The 22695-nt window shown below is 56.9% G+C and carries 23 protein-coding genes; 12 read left to right on the forward strand and 11 right to left on the reverse strand.

The features are described 5' to 3' along the window. The first annotated feature begins 45 nt into the window (after positions 1-45). Together QP868_RS05000 and QP868_RS05005 are read left to right on the forward strand one after the other, a co-directional pair. Positions 46-1245: a M20 metallopeptidase family protein gene (locus QP868_RS05000; RefSeq protein ID WP_284925509.1), complete on the forward strand. Its 1200-nt coding sequence runs from the start codon at positions 46-48 to the stop codon at positions 1243-1245. Beyond that, positions 1242-2414: a hypothetical protein gene (locus tag QP868_RS05005; RefSeq protein WP_284925510.1), complete on the forward strand. Its 1173-nt coding sequence runs from the start codon at positions 1242-1244 to the stop codon at positions 2412-2414. Before QP868_RS05000 ends, QP868_RS05005 begins: the two co-directional genes overlap by 4 nt. On the opposite strand, the gene lysX is transcribed toward QP868_RS05005, so the two are convergent. Further along, a complete protein-coding gene (lysX, locus tag QP868_RS05010) occupies positions 2401-5778 on the reverse strand; it encodes a bifunctional lysylphosphatidylglycerol synthetase/lysine--tRNA ligase LysX (protein ID WP_284925511.1) in 3378 nt (1125 codons plus the stop codon). The genes QP868_RS05005 and lysX overlap by 14 nt on opposite strands. A 76-nt stretch (positions 5779-5854) precedes the next feature. On the opposite strand from lysX, the gene QP868_RS05015 reads away from it, so the two are divergent. Further along, the gene (locus QP868_RS05015; protein WP_284925512.1) at positions 5855-6568 is read left to right on the forward strand and encodes an alpha/beta fold hydrolase; all 714 of its coding nucleotides are present in this window, start codon (positions 5855-5857) and stop codon (positions 6566-6568) included. Here QP868_RS05015 and QP868_RS05020 read toward each other — a convergent pair. Beyond that, positions 6552-7400 carry a putative RNA methyltransferase gene (locus QP868_RS05020; RefSeq protein ID WP_284925513.1) on the reverse strand — a complete coding sequence of 283 codons (849 nt, stop codon included), beginning with the start codon at positions 7398-7400 and terminating at the stop codon, positions 6552-6554. The two genes, QP868_RS05015 and QP868_RS05020, sit on opposite strands and share 17 nt — an antisense overlap. 52 nt (positions 7401-7452) lie before the next feature. Here QP868_RS05020 and QP868_RS05025 point away from each other — a divergent pair, with 52 nt between their 5' ends. The 3 genes from QP868_RS05025 (at position 7453) to QP868_RS05035 (ending at position 9714) form a co-directional block, all read left to right on the forward strand. Then, positions 7453-8229, forward strand: a complete 777-nt coding sequence (locus QP868_RS05025) for an alpha/beta fold hydrolase (protein ID WP_284925514.1) — start codon at positions 7453-7455, stop codon at positions 8227-8229. Between the two features lie 70 nt (positions 8230-8299). Then, on the forward strand, positions 8300-8752 hold the full coding sequence (locus QP868_RS05030; RefSeq protein ID WP_284925515.1) for a SufE family protein: 453 nt from the start codon (positions 8300-8302) through the stop codon (positions 8750-8752). Further along, positions 8749-9714, forward strand: a complete 966-nt coding sequence (locus QP868_RS05035; protein ID WP_284925516.1) for a DUF368 domain-containing protein — start codon at positions 8749-8751, stop codon at positions 9712-9714. Before QP868_RS05030 ends, QP868_RS05035 begins: the two co-directional genes overlap by 4 nt. Here QP868_RS05035 and QP868_RS05040 read toward each other — a convergent pair. Then, positions 9656-10633: a DUF808 domain-containing protein gene (locus QP868_RS05040; RefSeq protein ID WP_284925517.1), complete on the reverse strand. Its 978-nt coding sequence runs from the start codon at positions 10631-10633 to the stop codon at positions 9656-9658. The genes QP868_RS05035 and QP868_RS05040 overlap by 59 nt on opposite strands. Positions 10634-10722: 89 nt before the next feature. Between QP868_RS05040 and tpx the strand changes: the two genes are divergently transcribed. Further along, positions 10723-11214 carry a thiol peroxidase gene (gene tpx, locus QP868_RS05045; protein WP_284925518.1) on the forward strand — a complete coding sequence of 164 codons (492 nt, stop codon included), beginning with the start codon at positions 10723-10725 and terminating at the stop codon, positions 11212-11214. Here tpx and QP868_RS05050 read toward each other — a convergent pair whose 3' ends face one another. Both QP868_RS05050 and QP868_RS05055 read right to left on the reverse strand, forming a co-directional pair. Next, entirely contained in the window at positions 11215-11919 is a 705-nt protein-coding gene (locus tag QP868_RS05050; RefSeq protein ID WP_284925519.1) for a PIG-L deacetylase family protein, read from the reverse strand. It lies immediately after the preceding gene. Beyond that, positions 11916-13682: an N-acetylmuramoyl-L-alanine amidase gene (locus tag QP868_RS05055; RefSeq protein ID WP_284925520.1), complete on the reverse strand. Its 1767-nt coding sequence runs from the start codon at positions 13680-13682 to the stop codon at positions 11916-11918. The genes QP868_RS05050 and QP868_RS05055 overlap by 4 nt, the downstream gene beginning before the upstream one ends. Before the next feature lie 162 nt (positions 13683-13844). On the opposite strand from QP868_RS05055, the gene QP868_RS05060 reads away from it, so the two are divergent. Both QP868_RS05060 and QP868_RS05065 read left to right on the forward strand, forming a co-directional pair. Next, a complete protein-coding gene (locus QP868_RS05060; RefSeq protein ID WP_284925521.1) occupies positions 13845-15026 on the forward strand; it encodes a C40 family peptidase in 1182 nt (393 codons plus the stop codon). An 8-nt stretch (positions 15027-15034) separates the two neighbouring features. After that, positions 15035-15844 carry a diacylglycerol/lipid kinase family protein gene (locus QP868_RS05065; protein ID WP_284925522.1) on the forward strand — a complete coding sequence of 270 codons (810 nt, stop codon included), beginning with the start codon at positions 15035-15037 and terminating at the stop codon, positions 15842-15844. On the opposite strand, the gene zupT is transcribed toward QP868_RS05065, so the two are convergent. The 4 genes from zupT to QP868_RS05085 all read right to left on the reverse strand — a co-directional run bounded on the left by zupT (position 15831) and on the right by QP868_RS05085 (position 19782). After that, entirely contained in the window at positions 15831-16589 is a 759-nt protein-coding gene (gene zupT / locus QP868_RS05070) for a zinc transporter ZupT (RefSeq protein WP_284925523.1), read from the reverse strand. The two genes, QP868_RS05065 and zupT, sit on opposite strands and share 14 nt — an antisense overlap. Before the next feature lie 106 nt (positions 16590-16695). Then, positions 16696-17061: a DUF2185 domain-containing protein gene (locus QP868_RS05075; RefSeq protein ID WP_284925524.1), complete on the reverse strand. Its 366-nt coding sequence runs from the start codon at positions 17059-17061 to the stop codon at positions 16696-16698. A gap of 70 nt (positions 17062-17131) precedes the next feature. Further along, on the reverse strand, positions 17132-17557 hold the full coding sequence (locus QP868_RS05080) for a lipopolysaccharide assembly protein LapA domain-containing protein (RefSeq protein ID WP_284925525.1): 426 nt from the start codon (positions 17555-17557) through the stop codon (positions 17132-17134). Positions 17558-17565: 8 nt separating this feature from the next. Beyond that, the gene (locus QP868_RS05085) at positions 17566-19782 is read right to left on the reverse strand and encodes an NADP-dependent isocitrate dehydrogenase (RefSeq protein WP_284925526.1); all 2217 of its coding nucleotides are present in this window, start codon (positions 19780-19782) and stop codon (positions 17566-17568) included. A gap of 86 nt (positions 19783-19868) precedes the next feature. Between QP868_RS05085 and QP868_RS05090 the strand changes: the two genes are divergently transcribed. After that, complete coding sequence (locus tag QP868_RS05090) at positions 19869-20498, forward strand: thymidine kinase (protein ID WP_284925527.1); 630 nt, start codon at positions 19869-19871, stop codon at positions 20496-20498. 57 nt (positions 20499-20555) lie between these two features. Continuing rightward, positions 20556-21341 carry an alpha/beta fold hydrolase gene (locus QP868_RS05095; RefSeq protein WP_284925528.1) on the forward strand — a complete coding sequence of 262 codons (786 nt, stop codon included), beginning with the start codon at positions 20556-20558 and terminating at the stop codon, positions 21339-21341. Here QP868_RS05095 and QP868_RS05100 read toward each other — a convergent pair. Then, positions 21314-21667 (reverse strand): DMT family transporter, encoded by a 354-nt coding sequence (locus QP868_RS05100; RefSeq protein WP_284925529.1) that lies wholly within the window; start codon positions 21665-21667, stop codon positions 21314-21316. The two genes, QP868_RS05095 and QP868_RS05100, sit on opposite strands and share 28 nt — an antisense overlap. After that, on the reverse strand, positions 21664-21975 hold the full coding sequence (locus QP868_RS05105) for a DMT family transporter (RefSeq protein WP_350309976.1): 312 nt from the start codon (positions 21973-21975) through the stop codon (positions 21664-21666). Before QP868_RS05105 ends, QP868_RS05100 begins: the two co-directional genes overlap by 4 nt. Before the next feature lie 61 nt (positions 21976-22036). Here QP868_RS05105 and QP868_RS05110 point away from each other — a divergent pair, with 61 nt between their 5' ends. Then, complete coding sequence (locus QP868_RS05110) at positions 22037-22678, forward strand: MBL fold metallo-hydrolase (RefSeq protein WP_284925530.1); 642 nt, start codon at positions 22037-22039, stop codon at positions 22676-22678. The last annotated feature ends 17 nt before the right edge of the window (positions 22679-22695 follow it).

Raw genomic sequence — 22695 nt, forward strand, 5'->3', positions numbered from 1 at the left:
TGCTAATTTGTGGGCCACATCGATGAACGAGTTTTAAGAGGTGCCATGACGATCGATTTTGTTGCAGAAGCAAAGGGGCTCGCACAAGACCTGATTGCACTCCGCAGAGAGCTTCACGCTGATCCGGAGTTGGGAAATGATCTTCCACGTACCCAGAAACGTGTGCTCGACGCTCTGGCAGGGCTTCCTGTAGAAATCACCTTGGGTAAGGAACTGTCCTCAATCACGGCGGTTTTGCGGGGTGGCAAACCTGGGCCCACGGTGTTGTTGCGCGGTGATATGGACGCGCTTCCCGTGGTTGAAGAAACCGGCCTGCCTTATGCTGCCACGAACGGCAACATGCACGCATGTGGTCACGACCTTCACACGGCTGGCTTGGTTGGCGCGGTTCGTCTGTTGAGTGCCCATCAGGACGAACTTCCTGGAACTGTTGTCTTCATGTTCCAACCGGGGGAAGAAGGACCTGGAGGAGCAAAGCCGATGCTCGAAGAGGGCCTGTTGAGTGTTGCGGGGGAACCTGTTGACGCTGCGTTTGCCCTGCACGTTCTCCCGGGTGAACAGGGGGTCTTCGAATGTCGTCCGGGAACAACGATGGCGGGGTCGAACTACTTGCGTGTGACGTTCCACGGCGAAGGTGGACACGGTTCAAGGCCGGACGCAGCCACTGACCCAGTACCACCGCTCGTGGAGTTTTGTCAGGCCGTTCAGGTTATGATCACCAGACGTTTCAGCGTTTTTGACCCAGTCGTTCTCTCCATCACAACTCTGAAGGGTGGAGAAGCCTTAAACGTGATCCCACCGGCAGCTTCGATGGGAGGGACAGTAAGGACGCTGTCCCATGAAACAACCGAGAAGTTCCCGCAATACGCCAAACAGTTGGCTGAGAGCATCGCCCAGGCGCACAATTGCACAGTCGACTTTGACTGGGAGACCTTCTACGCCGTTACTGTCAATGCACGCGAAGAAGCTGATCTTGTACGTTCAACGTTGACCGAGGTGTTCGGCGAGGAACGCTTCCGAGTGCCGGAAAAGCCAGTCATGGGTTCAGAAGACTTTTCGTTCGTTTTGCAAGAAGTCCCGGGTGCGTACGTGATACTTCAGGCGAGTCCGCCCGATGTGGACCCAGCCACAGCAGCCTATAACCACTCGCCACATGTCCTCTTCGATGACGCTGTTGTGGCGGACCAAGCGGCGGCACTTGCTCACATCGCGTGGGAGTACAACCAGCGAGGTAACAATTCATGACCGCTATTTTTGCCGCGACGATTCTTCTCGCTTTCATCGCATTGGGCGAGCTGATCTCCCTGTGGTCAAAGGCCCGGGTTCCAGCTCTTCTCATTGCCATGTTGGGAACGTTCATTGCTGTTCAGCTGAACATCATTCCCGACACCATCATCGACGATTCGTACCTTCCACAGATCTACGCGATTCTCGTGGCGCCTCTTCTGTTCCACATGGGTTCGCTGATCCCGTTGAAAACGATGCTCGCTCAGTGGCGTAGTGTGGTGATTTCATTTGCCGGAATGATCGTCGCCGTAGGTGTGATTGCCGCAGTGGTTGGCCCCATCTTTGGTTTCCAATACGTTGTGGCCGGAGCCGGTCCCCTGGCGGGTGGGATCGTGTCAACGGGTCTGACCACAGATGGGTTGAAAGCTGCCAACGTGGACTCCGCGATTGTGGTGCTGCCAGCCCTTGTGCTGATGCTTCAGTCCCTTCCATCAATGCCCTTGACCAACCTGTTGTTGCGCAAGTTCGCGATTCATCTCCGTGATTCGGGTGACCTGGAAGAACTTGCTCGCAACCACAAGAAAGTCCAAAAGGAAAACGGTGGTGACAAGAAGCTAGTCAACCTTCCTCAAATGCTGGTCGACAACGAACTGTTCATTCTGTTCCTCATTCTGGTGGGTGGTTCACTTGCGACGCTTCTGGCTATACCCACCCACATTCCGTCGTCGATCATCGCCCTGGTCCTGGGTGTTGCTTCGACCGCGATTGGTCTGACTCCAGAACGTTCAATGGAGAAATCCAGCTCGTTTGGAATTGCTATGGCCAGTGTTGTCGCAATCGTGATGGCGCCCCTGGTTGCCGCTTCGCTGTCAGATGTTTTGGCCGCTCTCATTCCAGTAGCCGTCATCCTCGCAGTGGGTGCCGTGGGCATCATGATTGGTGGTGCGATCGCCACCAAGCTCCTCAAATGGAAAACGACACTGGGGATGTCAGTGGCGCTTACCGCCATGTACGGTTTCCCCGCCGACTACCTCCTCACCAACGAAGTTGTGCGTTCGGTAGGGCGTACAGAAGAAGAACGCGATGCCCTGAGGGAAGCGATGTTGCCAGCCATGCTGGTGGGAGGTTTCACCTCGGTGAGCGCGGGCTCAGTGGTGATTGCTTCAGTCTTGGTCAGTTTCCTGTAGGTTTCAAAAACGGGAACGTGAGCGTCTGGCGGATCGTGGTGGCCGTGAGCATCATGACCACCCGGTCCACCCCCAGGCCAAGACCACCCATGGGTGGGGCGCCCATTTCAAGGGCGGTGAGGAACGCTTCGTCAACCTCCATGGCTTCGGGGTCACCCGCCGCAGCCGCCAGTGACTGCTCGGTCAAACGTTCACGCTGAATCATGGGGTCGATGAGTTCCGAATACGCGGTGCCCACTTCCATCCCAAACGCCACCAGGTCCCACTGTTCGGATACGCGACTGTCGCGCCTACCCGGACGGGCCAAAGGCGACTTCTCGGCCGGGAAGTCGTAGTAGAACGTGGGCTCAACGGTCTGTTTTTCGACCAGTTCGTCGTACAGCTCCATGAGCATATACGCCTGGGAAGCGTCCGTGGGAATCTCGATACCGGCACGCGCGCACTCTGCGCGATACACCTCGGGGGCGGTATCCAAAGTGAGTTCCTGACCCACGGCGCGTGACACTGCTTCGTGGATCGTCATGGACCGCCACGAACCCGGCAGATACAGCTCTTGCACCTGGCCTGTAGCGTCCCGGTACTTGGCAACCGGTTCACTGTTGACGGCCCGGGCCGCGTTTTCAATGAGGGCGATGGTGAGGCGCTCCATGTCGTGATACGTCAGCCCGGAAGCGTACGCTTCAAGAGATGTGAACTCCGGGTTGTGGGTGGCGTCAACCCCTTCGTTGCGGAAGTTTCGGCCGATCTCAAAAATCCTGTCCATTCCACCCACCATGAGGCGTTTGAGGTACAGCTCGGGTGCAATGCGCAGTGACAGATCCATGTCATAAGCGTTGATGTGAGTAGTAAACGGCCTAGCTGCCGCACCCCCGTGCACCGTGTGCAGCATAGGGGTCTCAACCTCCATGTACGACTGGGCGTGCAGAGTGTCGCGCAAGGACCGGATTGCAGAAGACCTTGCCACCAGAACGTCTCTCGCGCCCACATCAGTGAGCAGGTCCAGCGACCGGTTGGTGCGGCGTTCTTCTTCACCCACTGGGTGCCCCAACGCAGGCGTGGGGCGGATGGCCTTTGCCAGCAGAGTGAACTGTTCAACGAACACTGACAACTCACCGTGATCGGTGGTTCCCACGTGACCGGTGACACTCAGAAAATCGCCCACGTCGAACAGGCTCACGTGCCAGTCGCTCACGTCTGAACGGTTCCACACGGTCTGTACGAACGCGCCATCTTGTTCAATATCCATGAAAACCAAGCCGCCAAAGCGCCTGCGTGACCGAACACGGCCGCGGACGGTCACCTCGGCGGCGGTGAGGGTGCCCGGCGCCGGAACTGGGCGGTTCTGCATGTTCAAAGCCAGCACCGAGGTGGTGGAAGCCGGGCCCTCAACCGGGTAGGTTTCGACGCCCGCAGATTCCAGCGCGTGTTTGTGTTCGATCCGGTGGCGCTGTTGGGATGACCAGGTGTGTTGGGGTGACGGCGGGCGGATGAATTCGTGGTCGAGTTCTTTTACACGGGTGAGGAAATCGGCCGAGGTGATTGTCGGTTGTGTGCCAAAGAGCGGAGTAGGCGTGGACTGGGTGAGGCTCGCCCACACCCAGGCGAGGATGGCGCGCAGGCTGGGTGGCGGAATGAAGCCTTCGGCTACACCCATCGAATAGAGCGCGTGGAACACCACCATGGTGTCGTCGAATGCGACCCACCTGGGAGACCACTGCGGCTGGTATTTTTGATTGGCCCGGTAAAGCGATTCGATCTGGAACGACCTGGATGCGACTTTCAGGAGCCGGTCGCTTGCCCGGGTCAGAGGTCCGGCGCGCAGTTCGTCGGTGGCCACAAACACGTCACGGAACACGGCAAAGTTCAGCGAAATGTGCTTAATGCCCATGTCGCGGCCCTGAAGGGCGGCTTGTGCCACAAGAAAGTCCGTGATGCCAGGGACGGCTGTGGGGGAGTGCACCATCACGTCGAGGGAGAGCCCATTGCGTCCCCACGGGACGAAGCTTAAGAAGCCAATAGGATAGCCGGAACTGTCGCATGCCCATGCGATGACGGAGTTAGAATCGGCCGGGTCGCCAAGACGTCCCAATGCCATTGAGAAGCCGCGTTCAACCTGATCGTGACGCCACGCGTTGCGGCAGTTTTCTAACTGTGCCAGAAGGTCGGTGGGAAGGTCGCGAGCGCGCGCCACTTTTGCCGTGATTCCTTCACGGTTCATACGCCTGATGGTTTTGCGAATATTGGCCAAGGCAGGGCTAGAAACGTTGAAGTCTGCCGTGTTGATGATTGCTTCGTCGCCGATCGCAACAATTGACAGCCCTATGCCTCTGTACAGGCGTGCTGATTCTTGTGAACACGCCAAAACAACAGGGCGAGCTCCTACCGAACGACAGTGGGCATGCCACGCTTCAATTGCGTGTGGCCAGGAAGAGGGATCACCTACAGGGTCGCCACTTGCGACAAAGACATTTCCTACCGCGCCATACAGAACAGCAGCTTTGCGGTCGGCAGAAAACACTGCGCTCTTGTCACGACGGGTCGCGAAATACGCCAAGGAATCTTGGTCACCGAAGTCGAGAACCATGCGGCGAATCTCGAGTTCTTCAGCAGGCGTGATGGGGGCCGGTTTGGCCTTAATGCGGAACATGACGATGAGCGCCCAGATGAGCGCTAAAGCTGAAATAGCGCCACAGATATAGAACACGATGAACGACGTGGGGTGTTGCCCATCCGTGATCGAGCTGAGTCCTGTTGTGGATCCAATAGCTGCCGAGAACGCAAATGTTACACGCTCACTCCACGTGCCTGAACCAACTGGGGTCAGAGCAGAAGCGAGTAGGGCGACCAGAAAAGACACCGCCAAACCAGAGAGCAAAATGCCCAGCGCTTTGAGGAAGTTGGTGGTGCGAATCCGCCCTGGGAATGCAGGTCGCATGATGATGATGAGGACCAACGACACGAGGTTGCAGATAAACGCAGCAACCATGAACGGGAAGCTGAAGAAAAGCGCGTCGAGCGGGCTGGTGACGGAAATATGCAACTCGTATTCCGGGCCCAGAGACACGACTGCCGTCGTGTTCAGAAACGTTGCGAGTACGCTCAACACCGCGACCACCAGCATGGCAGTGTGAGCGACGCGCAGCCTGCGGGCTGCCGTTGTCGCTACGGCGATAAGAAACACCACAGCGACCAAGGACGGTTCAGCCGGAACCGTGAAAAGGGAGAAGAAAATGTATCCCGCGTCTGCGACGTTGCTTAAACGAATCGGGATCGTCAAGGTGGTCCACACAGCAGCCAAAACGTAGAGCCAGATAAATACCCGGGCCAAGGTTTCGGTTTTGCGTGGAGACGTGCGCTGAGTCATATGGCAACTTTACTGAAAACAGCACGAGGCTGGATGGCGAAACGGCGATAGATGCGGTGAGGATTACAATAGATCTGTGAAATGGGTAATCGTTCCCGGGTTGAGCCTCTTACCGGAAGACTACAGAGGCTTGAGCGAACTTCTTCCTGGTCCTGTAGAAGTGATCGACGCGTGGGAACACGACCCAACGGGCGACATCGAAGATGTGCGAAAAGCGGTTGATACCAGCGAACCGTTTGCTCTGATTGGCCATTCTGTTGGTGGCGTTACTGCCTTGGAGTGGGCATTGAAATACCCCAAGGACATCACCCGATTGGTTCTTCTTGATCCTTCTGCGCCACTGACCTTTATGGGTGGTTGGTTGACGCGGGGGACTGTTTTTGAACGTTTTGCAGCCCCGGTCGTGGACAAGGTGGCGGGGGCTCTCACACCGTGGGGCGCGCAGATTCGCAAACATCTATTCACCCGCGCCGCCGGTCTAGCAGATCACCTGCCACGCACCCACGCCACGCACAGGTTTGTGAGTCGCCCGGGCCTCCAAACGGTTGTGGACCAGTGGTTTTCGAGTTGGGAGCAGGAATACCGGTTAAGTTCATTGCTCATGTCCAATCATGTGCTCGACCGCAGGCTACGCCCCATTATTGTGTGTTCCTCCGGCAGCGCTCGCGCGGTGTCAGTGGCAAAACAGCGCCGGCTCGCGCGCCTTATCGGAGCTGAGCTTCACATCGCTGAAGGTGCCGACCACATGTTCCCAGTCACCGAACCTCAACGGGTCATTGCCGCTCTGTAGGTTTGCGCCATACGGATATTTTTACGGCTACCGTCGCCGAGGTGGGTAATTGGGAACCCGTGACCGTTTCCGTTGATAAGTGCCGGGCAGACGGTGTCATGAAGATGAGGTCGCGTGCTAAGTCCGGGGTGAGTTTGCAGTCATAAGAAATGACAGACTCACCCACCGACTCGAACATGTGCAGTGCCCGGTTTAACCGTTCGTCTTTGCGCGGATCGATCCCCACCATTTCCGTGCTTGCGCGGAGTTCCTGCAAATGTTGTGGTTCGGGCGTCACCACCACTGTGTGGCCGCCGGGGGCCAGCACGCGGTAAAACTCCGGCCCGTTACGGGGTGAGAAAACATCGAGCACCACATCGATCGTGCTGTCCATGAGCGGAAAATCCCGGAACACGTCCCATGTAAAGGCAGTGATATCCGGGTGAGCCCGGGCTGCTAAGCGCACGGCTCGGGTGGCAGTGTCGAACCCCAGCCCAACCGTAGGTGCCCCCAAGGTTTCCATCAGACCGCCGAGGTAGTACCCGGTCCCACAACCAACGTCCAGAAGGTGCGTGTGAGGCAGGGTTGCGACGACCTCGGCGAGGGAATCCTTTAACGGCGCGTACGCGCCGGAGGCGAGAAACCGGTCACGTGCCAACACCATGTCAGTACTGTCCCCACTTGTGGGAGCGGGGCCCGAAAGCAGACTAAGGTAGCCCTGACGCGCTATGTTAAACGAGTGCCGGTGAGCGCACGCCACCTGCGAACCGTGTACGTGTAGACGCTGATCGGGTTCACCTCGGCGGGCACACACAGGGCAGCGCAACAAGTCATAAGCAGGATGTGCAGTCACGGTGTCATTCTACGAGGAGCGTCATGAGGCCAAAGAAACATGGAGAGGAAACATGGACACACTGAACGTCACGCGCATGGGGGAGCAAGGCCCAACTCTGGTGTTTCTGCACGGACTCATGGGGCGTGGGAAGAACTTCACCGGTGTTGCCAAAGAGCTCAGTAAAGACTTCCGAATGGTCCTCATTGACCTGCCGAACCACGGTGAGTCGTATTGGACTGAGACGTTCAGCTACACGGACATGGCCCAGGCGGTTGCCGATGAGATCAAGGCTGATGCACCCGTTTATCTTCTGGGGCACTCCATGGGCGGAAAAGTAGCGATGACGCTTGCGCTCACAGAGCCTGAACTCGTTGACAAGCTCATTATTGAGGACATTTCTCCCCAGGCCGGAGGCGACATGGGGGAGTTCGTGCACTTGTTGGGCACTCTCAAAAAGCTTGATGTGGACAGTTTGACCTCGCGGGCGGAAGCTCATGAGCGTATCGCTGAGGACATTCCTAAGGAGTCTGTGCGTGGCTTCTTGTTGCAGAACCTTCGTCGGAGCGGTGACGGATTTGAGTGGCAACCGAACCTGGACCTCCTGTTCGACAGCCTCAAAGATATCGGCGACTTCCCCTCAATTGACGCCACTTACGACCGCAAAGTGCTGTGGATGGTAGGGGAGAACTCAGCATACGGTGACCCTAAGTTCCTTCCCCTTGTGCGTGAGTACTTCCCACGAGCTGTACGGCTCGTGATCCGCGACGCGGGGCACTGGATCCATTCGGAACAACCGCAGGTGTTTGTCGATGCAGTGCGCGCGTTTCTTCTTGCGGGTGACGATTGACACGTGCGGAAAACCGCTGATCGCACGGGCTGGTGGCATATCGTTGGAACGGAAATGAAGAGGAGTGACAGTGACACTATCTGCTGATGTTCCGTCGGAACTGCACGACATTGTCCGTGATTTTGCACAGACACCAGAGGAACAACGCGTGGAGTTGTTGCTTGAGTTCTCCGATGAGATCCCCGAACTCCCGCAACGCTACGCAGATAACCCGGATCTTTTAGAGCCAGTTCCCGAATGCCAGTCACCGATCTTCTTTATCGCAGAAGTCGATGGTACGGGAGAAGATGCGCGCGTTTCACTGTTCTTTTCTGCTCCGGCTGAAGCTCCGACAACCCGCGGATTCGCAGGCATTTTAACGGAAGGGTTGGACGGTGCCACGGCCCGTCAAGTGCAGGCCGTGCCGGAAGATTTTGCACTACAACTATCGCTCACTTCGCTGGTGAGCCCGCTGAGGCTAAACGGTATGACCGGAATGCTTGCGCGTATCCAGCGACAGGTGAAGGAGAAAGCTCAACTGTGACTCACCCAAAACGATCGATCAAGCTCATGCCGTTTGACTTTGTGCGCGGCTTTCTCATTGGCCTTGTTGAACTGGTGCCCGGCGTTTCCGGTGGCACGATTGCCCTGGTGACTGGGATTTACGATGAGCTCATCGCCTCTGCAGTCGCGTTTCTTCATGCGTGTAAGCGACTCGTGACTGGACCGGACCGGGTTCACGGATTTATGCATGAACTGCGCAATGTGCAGTGGGGGCTACTCATTCCGGTGTTCTTGGGAATGGTGACGGCTGTCTTTTCGATCGCCGGAATCATGAGCTCTTTTGTGACGAACTCCCCGGAACATGCTCGTGGCCTCTTTTTTGGCCTGGTGATCGTTTCTATCTATGTGCCAGTATCCATGGCCTATGACAGTGCGGTTGAACGTAACATCAACACAGCCAAAACGTGGATAGGTGGCGCGGTTGCTTTTGTGATCGCAACGATTGTTGCATTTGTCCTAGTGGGTCAAGCTGGTGGTGGAGTCGTAGCGCATCCGCCTGCGTGGATTGTTATTGTGACAGCCACGATTGCGATTTGCGCGCTTGTGGTGCCGGGAGTTTCCGGATCGTTCTTCCTTTTGGCCGTTGGCTTGTACACCACCACACTTGATGCCGTTCACCAGCGCGATTGGGGCTACCTTGGTGTCTTCATGCTGGGTGCGGTGATCGGTCTAGCGTCCTTTGTTCAGCTTCTGCAATTCTTGCTGAAACGCTTCCGCCTGGTCACACTTATGGCCATGGCCGGGCTCATGCTTGGATCTGTGCGTGCTCTGTGGCCATGGCAACAGTCCCCAGACCCATCAGCACCTGGAGAGCTTGTAGCGCCGTATGCGCCGGTCGCCGGCCCCATCTTGCTCATGCTGGTGGGTGGCGTGATTGTGGTGGTCATGATTGCGGTCGAAAAGTTCGTGCAGTCGCCTTCACCGCAGCCACAACAGCAATAACCAGAAGGCCCCACACGAGTCCCACCACCATGGCTACAACGGTTTCGCCCAACCAGTTAAGGACACCGCCCACTACGGGGATGTCAATAAAAATATGACCGACAGCGTGAGCGATGTGAAGCGGTAAGTGGAGTCCCAGCTCATCTGCACCCACGAGGAGGATGTGGCCACCGACCCAGAGCATCGCGAAAACTCCCACGATTGTGAGGGTGCTTAACAGCTTAGGCATTGCGTTGACCAGGAAGGTTCCTAGCTTTTGGGTAGCGGGTTTTTGGGCGAGGCGTAAACCGATGTCGTCCATTTTGACGATTAATCCCACCACTCCGTAAACCGCGATCGTAATGAAGAGCGCGACCGCGATCAGAATGGCCGTGCGCATGAGCAGCGGTTCGGAGATGACTTCGTTGAGTGAGATCACCATGATCTCAGTCGACAGAATGAAGTCGGTGACGATTGCAGAACGCACCAGCTGTTTTTCGGCAGCGTCTGCGCGAACAGGATGTTCATCCTGCTTCTCCTGGTTCGATTCTTCCTGAGTGGAGTTGTCGTCGTGGCCAGTTCTATGAGTGAGTTTGTGCCAAATCTTTTCGGCACCTTCAAAACACAGGTACGTTCCACCAATCATGAGAAGCGGGGTGAGCAGGAACGGAGCAAACGCGCTGAGCAAAAGAGCCAGTGGCAAAATAATGACCAGCTTGTTGACGATCGAACCCGTCGCGATTTTTCGGATGATCGGCAGTTCACGAGCTGGCTCCACCCCAGAGACATACTGAGGAGTCACCGCGGCATCGTCGACCACCACACCTGCCGCTTTAGCGCTGGTCTTGGCAGCACCCACCGCAACGTCGTCGACGCTAGCTGCCGCCATACGTGCGATTGCTGCGATGTCGTCGAGTAGAGCTACAAGCCCACCACTCATTGGGGCTCCTTCTGTGAATGTAAAGTGTGTTCGTGACGAGTTCACTTTACCCCCTTGCGCGGAGCGGGGATCACCGTAAGACTGGGGGCATGGCTACTATCACGTTTCAAGGAAACCCAGTTACAACCAACGGAAACCTGCCTACCGGTTCAGCGCCCGAATTTGAACTGACCGGAACCGATCTCGAACCAGTTGCACTGTCGGACTACAAGGGCAAGCGTGTTGTTCTGAACATCTTCCCGTCAGTTGACACCGGGGTGTGTGCAAAGTCTGTGCGCACTTTTAATGAAAAAGCTACAGAGCTTGAGAACACTGTCGTAATCTGCGCTTCGAAGGACCTGCCGTTTGCTCTGGGTCGATTCTGCGGTGCAGAAGGAATCGACAACGTGGTGTCCGGTTCTGGTTTCCGTTCACCGTTTGGCGACGACTATGGCGTTGAAATGACCGACGGGCCGCTCAAGGGTCTGTACTCGCGCGCTGTTGTTGTGATCGATGAGAACGGCAAAATCGTGTACTCACAGCAAGTCGAAGAAATCGGGGAAGAACCAGACTACGACGCTGCTTTGAGCGCTCTGAACTAATCACATGTCATAGACGCGAATTGCTAGCGCGTTAGCGACTCCCACCTCGGTCCCCGTTCCTGCCGTGAACTGATCGAAGAGTTCCCGGGCCGTGGGGTAGTCATCACCGAGGTTGTCGAGATACACGCGGTGAGCCGCCAAAGACGCTACCCCAGCTTCGAACGGTTCGCCGGAAACATCGACGTAGTGGGTGGGGTTGTCTGCGCCGGTTACAAGGAGCTGGTGAGCCTTCCACGGTTCGCCAGCTCCTTGAAATATCCACGGGTTGTCAGCGTCCCTGATCGCATCAACCGTCGCTACGCCGCACGCCCGGTGGTCAACGTGGTTGAGTCCCCACCGGGCCTTAAGGTCAAAGTTGATGGTCATAACCGCGTCAGGGCGAAACTCGCGAATCTCTCGAGTGATCGCTTCGCGGACCTCGTGAGTTGGTTCAATCAGACCGTCTGGAAACTCCAAAACAGTCAGTTCAGCACCCACGATTCGGCACGCTTCTTCCTGCTCGGCAACGCGAATGCGTTTGCACTCGTCAGGTGCGATCGTGCGGATACCCGCCTCTCCAGCTGACAGCAGAACGTAGCGCACGCGCGCGCCCTGCTTGACCCATTTGGCCACGCACGCCGATCCGCCATATTCCATATCATCCGGGTGGGCAACAACGCATAAGACTCGCTCCAAGTCGGAGTCGTCAAAGTGCTTGAGCGTCACTTCGCGTTCCCGCTGACTTTGGGCACTCGGGCCTTTGCGCCGTCCTTCTTGGACCACGTGATCGTGCCGTACTGGAACTTTTGAGAAGCGGAGCCATTCTTGGTCACTTCGTCTCCGACTGGGTAGCCCAACGGTCCACGCTCATACTTGTTCTTGGCCCATTCGTCATGGATAGCACCATAGGTAGCGTGTGCTCCGGAGCCTTTCGACCAGTGGACTACACCGTTTTCAAAACTCTGGTAGCAGCCGCCATCTGGAAGCCCGCAGATTGCGTCGGTGATAGGAAGACCCAGGCGGGACCGTTCCCACCCCATCTTTTTCCACGCGTCGAGAATCGCGCCTTCGATTCGGTAGGTTCCGCGGTCGTTTGAAACAACTAATCGCGATCCATAGTTGCGTGCCTTCGTGTCGTTGCGGAACTTCAGCGTGACTTCGCCCGAGCTAGGCTTGCCAAGATTGTGCTTGTTGGCGTATTCGTCAATAGGGTTTCCGTTGGACAAGCGACGGATCTCAGGAATCTGACCGTACAGGCCGTCACCGGGGCAGTCAGTAGAGCCGACGTCGCGGTGTCCAATCACGCGTGGCACGTTAAACATGGCACCCTTTGGCTTCTTAGCGCCGGGGCCGCCAGCGGACCTGATTTTCATGTTTGAGTTGACGTTCCAGCCCCATTTCTGTGACTGCCAGCGAATCACGCGGGACAGCGCGTCAACAACTTCCCGAGGTGCGGGTTTGTTGTACGTTCCCATGACGGAAACGCCGAACGTACCTTCGTTGACCGCCACCGCGTGTGCGCCTACGGTTGCCTTGTCGAGTCCGCCTGCGCGACCTTCGTAGATCTTGCCAAATCGGTCAATGAGCATGTTGTATCCGATGTCGCACCAGCCACGACTCTTCTGGTGGTATGCCTGGATACCGCGCAAAATGCCGGGAACTTCGCCCTGTGAGTACTTGCTTGCACCGTTGGTGTGGTGAATGACGACACCTTCGTTGCGCTTGGCATGGTCGATGTCGCAACGTGGTCTACTTGCGCCCCACTGGCTTCGGGTCACGTATTCGAGCCCGTCAACTTTGGCGACGTTGTTGGCTTCGAATGCACCATTTGCCGCCTGTGCGTTGTACGTGGTGTTGGTCGCCGAGGTCGCCCCCAGTTCGCCAGGGTCGGCGGGTTGGTCTGGGGTGTCGCTACCAGTGTCGTGGAGCGGGCGGTCAATCGCGTGACCGGCTATGATGTCGTCCGCTTGAGTCCGTTCAGTTACCGAGACTGAAACCTTGACGGGGCCGTCAGACTTCACCTGTACCACTTCGTATGGAGCTACGACGACAGCGTCGGTGGACTCGTTGTGTTCGTCGGAGTTGGGGTCACGGCCTTCGTCGCTGACAGGCATCTGTTCCCATTCGCCCCAGTTTTCACCTTGGGCGTGGCGAGTGCGGTACTGCACATTGCGTTCGCCTTCGCCTTCCCAGGTCACGCCCATGACGGTAATCAGGCGAGAGTTGTTCTTTTGGGAGTTAGCTTTTGTGGTGTTGATCGTCTGCTGTGCGCCATCGACATTCTGTTGTGTGGTGGTGACTGGCGCGTTTTGATCGCTCATTTTGGCAGATGACTGGGAGTGAGCGTCATAAGCGCTCGGGTTTGTCCGGATTTGAGTCTGGAACGGTTCAGCGCCAGGGTCAAACGGGAGTGCGCTATGCGTGGTCGCAGGCGCAAGCGAAGCAACTGCAGCTGACAGAGCAACTGCTGACACAAAGAAACGTTTCATCAGGGGTCCTTACATAGGGGAAGACGGGACCATCGGAGAACACGATACGGGTTAAACCTGGAGAACTGTCAACGACTCGCCGGAGCGTGTCTATCTCGTCATCGTTTTAGCTCGCTAGACTTGTGTACAAAATGTCCGTCTTCCCCTAGCAAGGACAGTGTGATGAAAACTTTTGCCACCTCGGCGATTCTCGCCGCAACGCTGGTTGCAGGAACAGTAACGCCAGCATTTGCCACGGAACCTACCAACCACGTTTATTTGCTCACGGGAAATGTCCGTGACCACAACGTGCAAGAAGCGAAACCTCGCAAACACAAAGAACCAGCACCAGTGGTGAAAGAGCCGAATCTGTCGGAGCCAAAAACTCAGGCGCCTGCGCCAATGCCTAAAGCTCCGGTTGTTGCTCGTCACGGTGACGTGCGTAAGGGTGACACAGCATATGTTGTGGTTTCAGCCGCGACATTGTGGAAGTCGCCCTCATCCCCGCGTAAACAGGATGCACCGGCTTTGCAGAATCCAGCGAAAATGGATGAATGGAATCACGGGCTGACCGACCGCAAGGGGTTGACCGGACGCACAGAAACGCAAGCGATCTACGGTGATGCGGTGTACGTGTGGGATGTGCGTAGCGAATGGGCTCGCGTAGGTGTGACCACCGAACCAGCGCCTGGCAAACCTCGCGGATATGAAGCGTGGGTGCCTAAGCGACAGCTTGCGAAGAGTCCCGCTTTTGGGGATGCGAGCAAGAAACTGACGCATGTGGTTTCGGTGAAGAAATCACGGGCGTATGTGGAAGCTGAACCCACCAAAACCACGGGTCGCACGCGGATCGAAGTGCCTTTCAACACGCGACTTCCGATTACTAACACGCGCGATGGAAAGGCCCGCGTAGCACTGCCGGACAACCGGTTCGGATGGATCTCCTTTAATGACGTTGAGCGGTTTGACCAGCGCGAGAACCTTCCAAAGCCCAAGTCGTCACAGCTGGTGGAGACGGGACGCCAGTTCTTGGGGTTGAAGTACACGTGGGGTGGAACGTCATCCTACGGCTTTGACTGCTCAGGCTTCACCTATTCGATCTACCGGGCACACGGCATTACGATTCCGCGTGACTCAGGGCCACAGTCGAAGATGGGGCGCACGGTTTCCCAGCGCGATATGCAACCGGGTGACTTGATTTTCTTCGCTTCCAAGCGCGGTAAGGGAAGCGTGTACCACGTGGGTATGTACATCGGTCACGGGAAGATGATCCACGCGCCTAATGCTTCACGGTCAGTTGAGATCGTGAACTGGAAGTCATGGGGCGGAGCGCGTGACTTCGCAGGTGTGAAACGTTACGTGTGATAGGGGTTGTGGCGCACCCCGCGCGCCGGGGTACGCGCCAGGTTGTTGAGCGGTTGCGTGCTGCTTCCAGCTCGGTTGCCACCACCTCGGCCGAGGTCTTTGTCACCTACACCACGCCCGCTCACCCGGGTGGGGAACAGGCGGCACGGCTCTTAGACGCTGGGGCTCAGCGGCTTGTTGTGGTGGGCGGCGATGGAACCGTTGCACAATGCGCGCATGCCTTGCTTGAGTGGATCGATGAGCGTCAGCCGGCTGACCCGCCGCGCCTCATTCCTTTTCCGGTGGGTACTGCGAACCTGTTTTGGCGAAACCTCGTGGCAACGTTTCCGACCGGCCCAGCCGATGTAGATGTGGCACGTGTGACGCTTTATCCCAGTGGCTCTACCACCACCAGTTTGGTGGCTGTGGGAGTGGGAAACTCAGTGCGAGCCATCCAACGCACACCTGCCCAGAAGCACTGGTGGTCGTACATCCTGGCGGGCGTTCGCCTGTGGTCGTGGACAGGCAACCCGTGGACGCAAGAAGTGGGGAACATCGCTGGCGTGCCTCACCGCGTGCGGATTTTTGACTCGCGTCTAGACTCCGGCTCCCTGTGCCACACGGTTTTCTCTCCCACAACGCTTGCTGACTGGGTCTGTGCCGGCGCCTGGGCTTTGGGAGCTGGCCGGGAGCCTACTGCCATTCGCACCCATGTGGGGGAGTCCTTTGACCTGGACGCACCGCACGGCCTCCATGTTGACGGTGAGGTCTACACCAAGGTGCGGGGCGCGCGGGTGCAGGTACGACCTCGGGCGTTACCTGTCTTCATCCCAGCATGAGCAGGGACAGCGCCATGACTGCCATCCCCGCAAACAAGCCGAACAGCGGCGCCCGGGGATGTCCTTGGTTGTGGGCGGCTGGGAGAAGCTGGCTGAACGAAATGTAGACCATGATTCCACCCACCGCGGCGAACACGATTCCGAAAATGGTGGGGGTCATGAACGGTGCGAGGATCAGGTATCCCAGAACCGCACCGGCTGGTTCTGCGAGTCCGGACAGTAGAGCCCAACGAAACGCCTTGGCTGCTGATCCTGTCGCGTGAAGGATAGGGACGGCTACTGCGAGACCTTCGGGAATGTTGTGGATTGCAATTGCAACGACGATCGGGATAGCCAGCGTGTGATCCGTGAGCGCGGTGAGGAACGTTGCGAAGCCTTCGGGGAAGTTATGGAGCGCAATCGCAATGGCCGTGAAAACGCCCATGCGGAGCAAACGCACGTCCGAGGTGGTGGTTGTGGTAGGGCTGATTTGGTCCGGGACCAAAGCGTCGATTGCGGCTGCAAAAGCGATTCCGCCAAATAGGGCACCCACCGCGATCCACGGTGCGACCTGGGTTTCAATTGATTCGATCGCTTGGGGCAGGATTTCTACGAGCGACACGTAAATCATGACCCCGGCGGAAAATCCGAGGGCGCCTGAGAAGAAGCGCTTAGAACGCGCCAGGTTTGTTATTGCTAGCAAGGCCCCCAAGCCGGTGGCAAGACCCGCGGCCATGCTCATGAGAAACGGTACGACGAACTCCATGACATAGGTTCTATACCGGCATGTTATGGGGGCACAACTCAATATGTACGCACTTAAGCAAGTGTGCAAACCAAGGTGGGTTTGTGCTTGTGTCTATCTACACGTTTCAGCCGCGGAACTGGGGCGGGACGAACAGCTCTTCTTGGGGGATGACGCGACCGGTTGTGCTGTCGATGATGCTCATGCCTTTTTCGTGGCGGAGCAATTCCAGATCGGACCCTACTGGCATGTCCCAAATTCCAATCAGGGCTGGTTCGATAGCGCACAGCTCATTGAAGTCAGCGATCTGCCAGTTCGAAGGGTCGTTCAGGTAATCAGATGTATCGATATCGCTGAGAATCTGCCACCCGTTATCAGCCGGTGCGTGAGATTTTCCACGCACCATCCACCGCACTTTGCCTTCCCCAGACAGGACGTTCTTTGAAACCGCGCACGCTCCAGCGTTGGGAATGAACTCAACGTACTTGCTCATGGTGTACTCCAGACTGTGTGAGGGCGAACCGGGCCCCTCACAAGAGGGGCCCGGTCACGGAGGAAGTGATCTATGAACGCTTCTGAGCTCTCTTGAGCCTGCGCCCAAGTAAGACGATGCGCACCGTTCCAACGATTGCTGCAATCAAAATTCCAGCGATCGCAGCAAGAAGGAGCGCAACTCCCAGCGGCATGGAGAACGACCAAGCGAAGTAACTAATATCTACTGGCTGGTTGTTCTGCATCACGAACACCAAGAGCAACACCAGGATCAACGCGCCCAGGATCAACGCGGCCCATACGAACGCGGACACGCCTGACTTTTCCTGCTTTGTGGACTGTGCCGGCGTGTCGTATACCGGCTCGTCGATCTGAGGTGCTTCCGGTGCTTGTGCGCTGTCCTCCGCCGGCGCAGAGCCGTTTGGCACCTGGGGTCCAGATCCAAAGGACCCGGGCCCAGACCCAAACGAAGGAGGCGTTGCCTGAGGGTTACTCATACTTTCACCTACCCGAGCTTAGCGATGATGTCGTTGAAGGTCGTTGAAGGTCGCATGACCTGGGTGACCTTTGCGTCGTCTGGGTTGTAGTAACCACCCAAGTCAACGCCTTCGCCCTGCACCTTGAGGAGCTCACCGGTGATGGCTTCCTCCTGTTCACGCAGTTCGCGTGCGATCGGTTCAAACGCCTGCGCGAGCTCCGCGTCATCAGTCTGTTTAGCCAGTTCTTCGGCCCAGAACAAGGTGAGGTAGAAGTGGCTCCCGCGGTTGTCGATCTCGCCCACCTTACGCGACGGTGAACGGTTCTCTTCCAGGAACGTTGCTGTTGCGTCGTCCAGGGTGGAAGCTAGAACGCCAGCGCGCTCGTTTCCATCGCTGAGCTTGAAATGACGCAGGGACTCTGCAATCGCGAAGAACTCGCCCAAGGAGTCCCAGCGCAAGTGGTTTTCTTCCACGAGCTGCTGCACGTGCTTAGGAGCAGAACCACCAGCACCGGTTTCGAACAGTCCACCACCGGCGATCAGCGGAACCACAGAGAGCATCTTGGCTGAGGTTCCAAGTTCCAGAATGGGGAACAGGTCAGTGTTGTAGTCACGCAACACGTTACCGGTCACCGAAATGGTGTCCTTGCCTTCACGAATCCGGTCGAGCGAGAACTGGGTCGCTTCGACTGGGTTCATGATGCGGATGTCCAGTCCGTCAGTGTCGTGTTCCTTGAGGTACTCGTGGACCTTTTCAATGAGGTTACGGTCGTGGGCACGAGCCTCGTCTAACCAGAACACGGCAGGGGTTTCTGACAAGCGAGCGCGGGTAACAGCCAGCTTGACCCAGTCACGGACAGGAACGTCCTTGGTCTGGCATGCACGCCAGATGTCCCCAGCGGACACCTTGTGGCTCATGAGGACTTCGCCTGCCGAGTTAACAACCTCGACGGTTCCTTCTTCCTTGATTTCAAAGGTCTTGTCGTGGCTTCCGTATTCTTCGGCCTTCTGTGCCATGAGACCCACGTTTGGTACCGATCCCATGGTTGCTGGGTCGTACGCTCCGTGTGCCTTGCAGTCGTCGATCACGGTCTGGTAGACACCGGCGTATGACGAGTCAGGGATAACAGCCAGAGTGTCGGCTTCCTGCCCGTCTGGTCCCCACATCTTTCCACCGATACGAATCATGGCTGGCATGGATGCGTCCACAATCACGTCAGATGGAACGTGAAGGTTGGTGATGCCCTTGTCGGAGTTCACCATGGCCAAAGCGGGGCCTTCTTCGAGTTCCTTGGAGATCGACTTCTTGATCTGTTCCGCGTCGTCACCGTCGAGTTCGTCAAGACCGGTCAGGATAGCGCCCAAACCGTCTGCAGGGCTCAAGCCTGCCTTGGTCAACACGTCACCATAGTTGGCGAACGTCTGCGGGAAGAAAGTGGTGATGACGTGGCCAAACAGGATCGGGTCGGACACCTTCATCATGGTGGCCTTGAGGTGAACCGAGAAGAGAACACCTGTTTCTTTAGCCTTGGTGACCTGCTCTTTCAAGAAAGCGTCCAAGCGCGCAACATCCATGAACGTGGAGTCGACAATTTCGCCCTTGAGGACCTTCAAGTCGTCTTTCAGGACCGAGGTGCCCGCAGCTCCTACGTGGCGGATCGTCAGCGTGTCGTCGGCAGGCATAATGACGGACTGTTCGTTGGAACGGAAGTCGTGTTCGCCCATCGTTGCGACTTGCGTCTTGGAGTCTGCGGTCCATTCGCCCATGGAGTGCGGGTGAGCCTGTGCGTACTGCTTGACTGCTTTAGGCGCACGGCGGTCAGAGTTACCTTCACGCAGAACTGGGTTAACAGCTGAGCCTTTCACCCGGTCGTAACGGGCGCGAATGTCGCGCTCTTCGTCAGTGGCCGGTTCTTCAGGGTAGTTGGGAAGTGCGTAACCCTGACTTTGCAGTTCCTTAATCGTGGCCTTGAGCTGAGGAACGGAAGCAGAAATGTTTGGAAGTTTAATGATGTTCGCTTCTGGCGTCTTCGCAAGGTCGCCCAGTTCAGCCAGCGCATCGCTGTGACGCTGGTCTTCCTTGAGGTAGTCAGGGAACTGAGCCAGGACACGGCTGGCCAGCGAAATGTCACGTGTGGTGACGTCGATTCCGGCTTTGCGCGCAAAAGCTTCAATGATGGGCTTAAGCGAATACGTTGCAAGAAGCGGAGCTTCATCCGTACGGGTGTAAATGATCTGAGCCATGTGTGCTTCCCTGTTGACAGTAGTTTTCATTGCTCAGTCTATCCATTCGGTACGCGGTAGCATGAACCGGGGAAGGAAGGTCCGACGTGGCAAAACTTTATTTTCGCTATGGTGCGATGAACTCGGGAAAGTCGACCGCGCTTTTACAGGCTGCTTATAACTATGAAGAACGCGGGCAGCGAGTTCTGTTAGCGAAGCCAGCGATTGATACAAAAGGCAATACGCAGATCGTGTCTCGCTTGGGTGTGACCCGCACCGTAGACTTCCTCATTGATCCCACTGACACCGTCGAAGATGTCTTTGACGACGTCGCAGGTTATGTCGATCGTTCAGCGCTGATAGAAACTCTCAACTTTTCCACCGACCCCGTCGCGTGTCTTCTCATCGATGAAGCCCAGTTCCTGACTAACGAACAAGTCGACGGGCTCATGCGGATTGCCGTGTACCGGAATGTTCCGGTGATGTGTTACGGCATTCGCACCGACTTCCGAACACGCGCCTTCCCTGGATCAGCGCGGCTACTAGAAATCGCGCACAGCCTGGAAGAACTGAAAACGATTTGTCGGTGCGGGCGCAAAGCCATGTTCAACGGCCGCAAAGTTGATGGGAACTATGTGTTTGACGGGGACCAAGTCGCTATCGACGGGATGAGCGTGACATATGAGTCACTGTGTCCTGCGTGCTACTTAAAAGAAAGCGGCGGGGTACTGCAATAGGGGTACTGCAATAACGCGCGCCACACATAGGATTGGAATAACAGGAAAGGAGCATACGTGAAACCGCTTGCCTATCGAATTCTGAATGCAACCGATTCCGATCTTCCCCTTCTCATTCTTGGTACACCTCTTGGAACAGCTTCCACCGTATGGGCTTCAGTGGGTTACCGCCTGGTGGAGCACTTCCGTGTGGTCATTACTGAACTACCCGGACACGGCCTTGACGCTACAAACGCTCCTGAAGACGGCGAAGCAACTAACCTCACTGTCGACCAGATCGCGCAACGTACCGTCGCTGTCGCCGACTCTTTAGACGCCCAAAAATTCTTCTACGCCGGATGCTCAATCTCTGGGGGAGTAGCCCAGGTTCTGGCACTCGACCACGCTGACCGTGTCGAACGTGTTGCAGCGGTGTGCACAGCTCCAAAGTTTGGGGACCCTGAAACCTGGCACGACCGCATCGCAACAGTGCGCGAAGACGGCACTCGCTCCCTCCTCCCGGACACCGCCGACAGGTGGTTCGCAGCCGGTTTCCTCGACGATGACATCGCGGCCGGCCACATGGTCCTCGAAGACATGGCAACCACCTCGGACCAGGCCTACATCGCTTGCTGCGCGGCCCTGGCCACATACGACATCACTGACCGCGTGAGCAACATTGACATTCCCATCCTGTACATGGCTGGGGCGCAGGACTTTGGCAACGACCCGGACTCTATGCGCGAACTTTCACGCCAAACCCCTCACGGCACGTTCGCAGTCATTCCAGACTCAGCCCACATCGTCATGGTCGAACACCCGGAACTCGTTGCCGATCACTTAGCGTCGTTCATGGTGTCCTGAGCGATTTCCCCAGAAGGTTTCGACGAGCGCGTAGCCAACTGCAAGCCCACAACACCGGCGATGATGGCCACCAGGCACACAATTGTTCCGAGGCCAAAGGGCTCACCTCGCAGTGCTGCCCATACCGCAGTGGTTGCCGCTCCAACCCCTGACCACACTGCATACGATGTCCCCATGGGAATCGTGCGCATGGCGTAGCTCAAACCGCCAAGCGACAAGCACAGTCCAATGACAAACCACACCGGGGCATAAGGCAGATCACCGGCAAGTGCGTGCGCCCACACCGCTTCAAGCGCGCCACTCATCAAAAGGATGAGCCAATTCATGCCATCACCTGTAGCCCCACCACGCCGGCTACCACAAGAAACACGCACACCAACCGGAGCGCTGTGGGTTTTTCGTGGCCGCGTATAAATGACACCACAACGGTGGTGACAGCTCCAGCGCCAATCCACACCGCGTACCCCACACCTACGGGGATTGTGCGTAAAGCCAGCGCAAGGCCACCCATCGACACGACGCCTCCGATTACAAAAATCACAGCTCGAAGCCACAGTTTCATAGAACGGGCCGCCAGGGCGTATGCCCACAGAACCTCAAACATTCCAGAAACAACAAGAATTACCCACGCCAGGCTGAATCCCTCCCTCGAACAAGATTAGGGTTGAGAGTGAACGTTTTACAAAGGAGGACGTATGGAAACGCTCGAACTCAACGACGTTACTATTCGTTGGATTTCCGTGTCAGACATGGAAAACAACGTCTATCTCATCACGTCGAAGAAAACAGACAAGCAGGTGCTCATCGACGCTGCAAATGACACAGCGCAGATCGAAAAGTTCGTGAAAGAACACGGGAACGGCAAAGTCGAGGCTGTTCTCACTACGCACAGTCACCCGGACCACGTGCAGTCCCTCGCTGAGATCGCACGCACTTTTGACGCCCGCACGCTTGCTGGACTGTACGACGTGTCTGCAATCGAAGAACAGACCGGTATCGAAATCGACGAACAACTTGCCAACGACGACATGATCGAGTTCGACGGCTTCCGGTTGCGCGCGGTTCACCTTAAAGGCCACACCCCAGGGTCAATCGCCTACATTCTGCGTGACTATCCAGGTGAACAGCGCTTCATCTTCAGCGGTGACTCGTTGTTCCCCGGGGGCCCTGGCAAAACCACCAGCCCAGAGGACTTCACGCAGCTGATGAACGACCTCGAAACCCGCATCTTTGGACCCTTTGCCGATGACACGGTCGTTCTTCCAGGGCACGGCGCTCGCACTGAACTTGGTGCAGAGCGTCCGCACCTGGATGAGTGGCATCAGCGCGGATGGTGACCCGCCTACAGCTGGGA

It is taken from the genome of Brevibacterium sp. UMB1308A, from assembly GCF_030230605.1.
Classification (GTDB): Bacteria; Actinomycetota; Actinomycetes; order Actinomycetales; family Brevibacteriaceae; genus Brevibacterium.

What these genes read in the sequence shown, in the direction of transcription:
- QP868_RS05005 (WP_284925510.1), top strand. Translation starts at nt 1,242, where the DNA reads ATGACCGCTATTTTTGCCGCGACGATTCTTCTCGCTTTCATCGCATTG.
- tpx (WP_284925518.1), top strand. Translation starts at nt 10,723, where the DNA reads ATGGCTACTATCACGTTTCAAGGAAACCCAGTTACAACCAACGGAAAC.
- QP868_RS05100 (WP_284925529.1), bottom strand. Translation starts at nt 21,667, where the DNA reads ATGAATTGGCTCATCCTTTTGATGAGTGGCGCGCTTGAAGCGGTGTGG.
- QP868_RS05025 (WP_284925514.1), top strand. Translation starts at nt 7,453, where the DNA reads ATGGACACACTGAACGTCACGCGCATGGGGGAGCAAGGCCCAACTCTG.
- QP868_RS05085 (WP_284925526.1), bottom strand. Translation starts at nt 19,782, where the DNA reads ATGGCTCAGATCATTTACACCCGTACGGATGAAGCTCCGCTTCTTGCA.
- QP868_RS05110 (WP_284925530.1), top strand. Translation starts at nt 22,037, where the DNA reads ATGGAAACGCTCGAACTCAACGACGTTACTATTCGTTGGATTTCCGTG.
- QP868_RS05060 (WP_284925521.1), top strand. Translation starts at nt 13,845, where the DNA reads ATGAAAACTTTTGCCACCTCGGCGATTCTCGCCGCAACGCTGGTTGCA.
- QP868_RS05075 (WP_284925524.1), bottom strand. Translation starts at nt 17,061, where the DNA reads ATGAGCAAGTACGTTGAGTTCATTCCCAACGCTGGAGCGTGCGCGGTT.
- QP868_RS05055 (WP_284925520.1), bottom strand. Translation starts at nt 13,682, where the DNA reads ATGAAACGTTTCTTTGTGTCAGCAGTTGCTCTGTCAGCTGCAGTTGCT.
- QP868_RS05080 (WP_284925525.1), bottom strand. Translation starts at nt 17,557, where the DNA reads ATGAGTAACCCTCAGGCAACGCCTCCTTCGTTTGGGTCTGGGCCCGGG.
- zupT (WP_284925523.1), bottom strand. Translation starts at nt 16,589, where the DNA reads ATGGAGTTCGTCGTACCGTTTCTCATGAGCATGGCCGCGGGTCTTGCC.
- QP868_RS05040 (WP_284925517.1), bottom strand. Translation starts at nt 10,633, where the DNA reads ATGAGTGGTGGGCTTGTAGCTCTACTCGACGACATCGCAGCAATCGCA.
- lysX (WP_284925511.1), bottom strand. Translation starts at nt 5,778, where the DNA reads ATGACTCAGCGCACGTCTCCACGCAAAACCGAAACCTTGGCCCGGGTA.
- QP868_RS05000 (WP_284925509.1), top strand. Translation starts at nt 46, where the DNA reads ATGACGATCGATTTTGTTGCAGAAGCAAAGGGGCTCGCACAAGACCTG.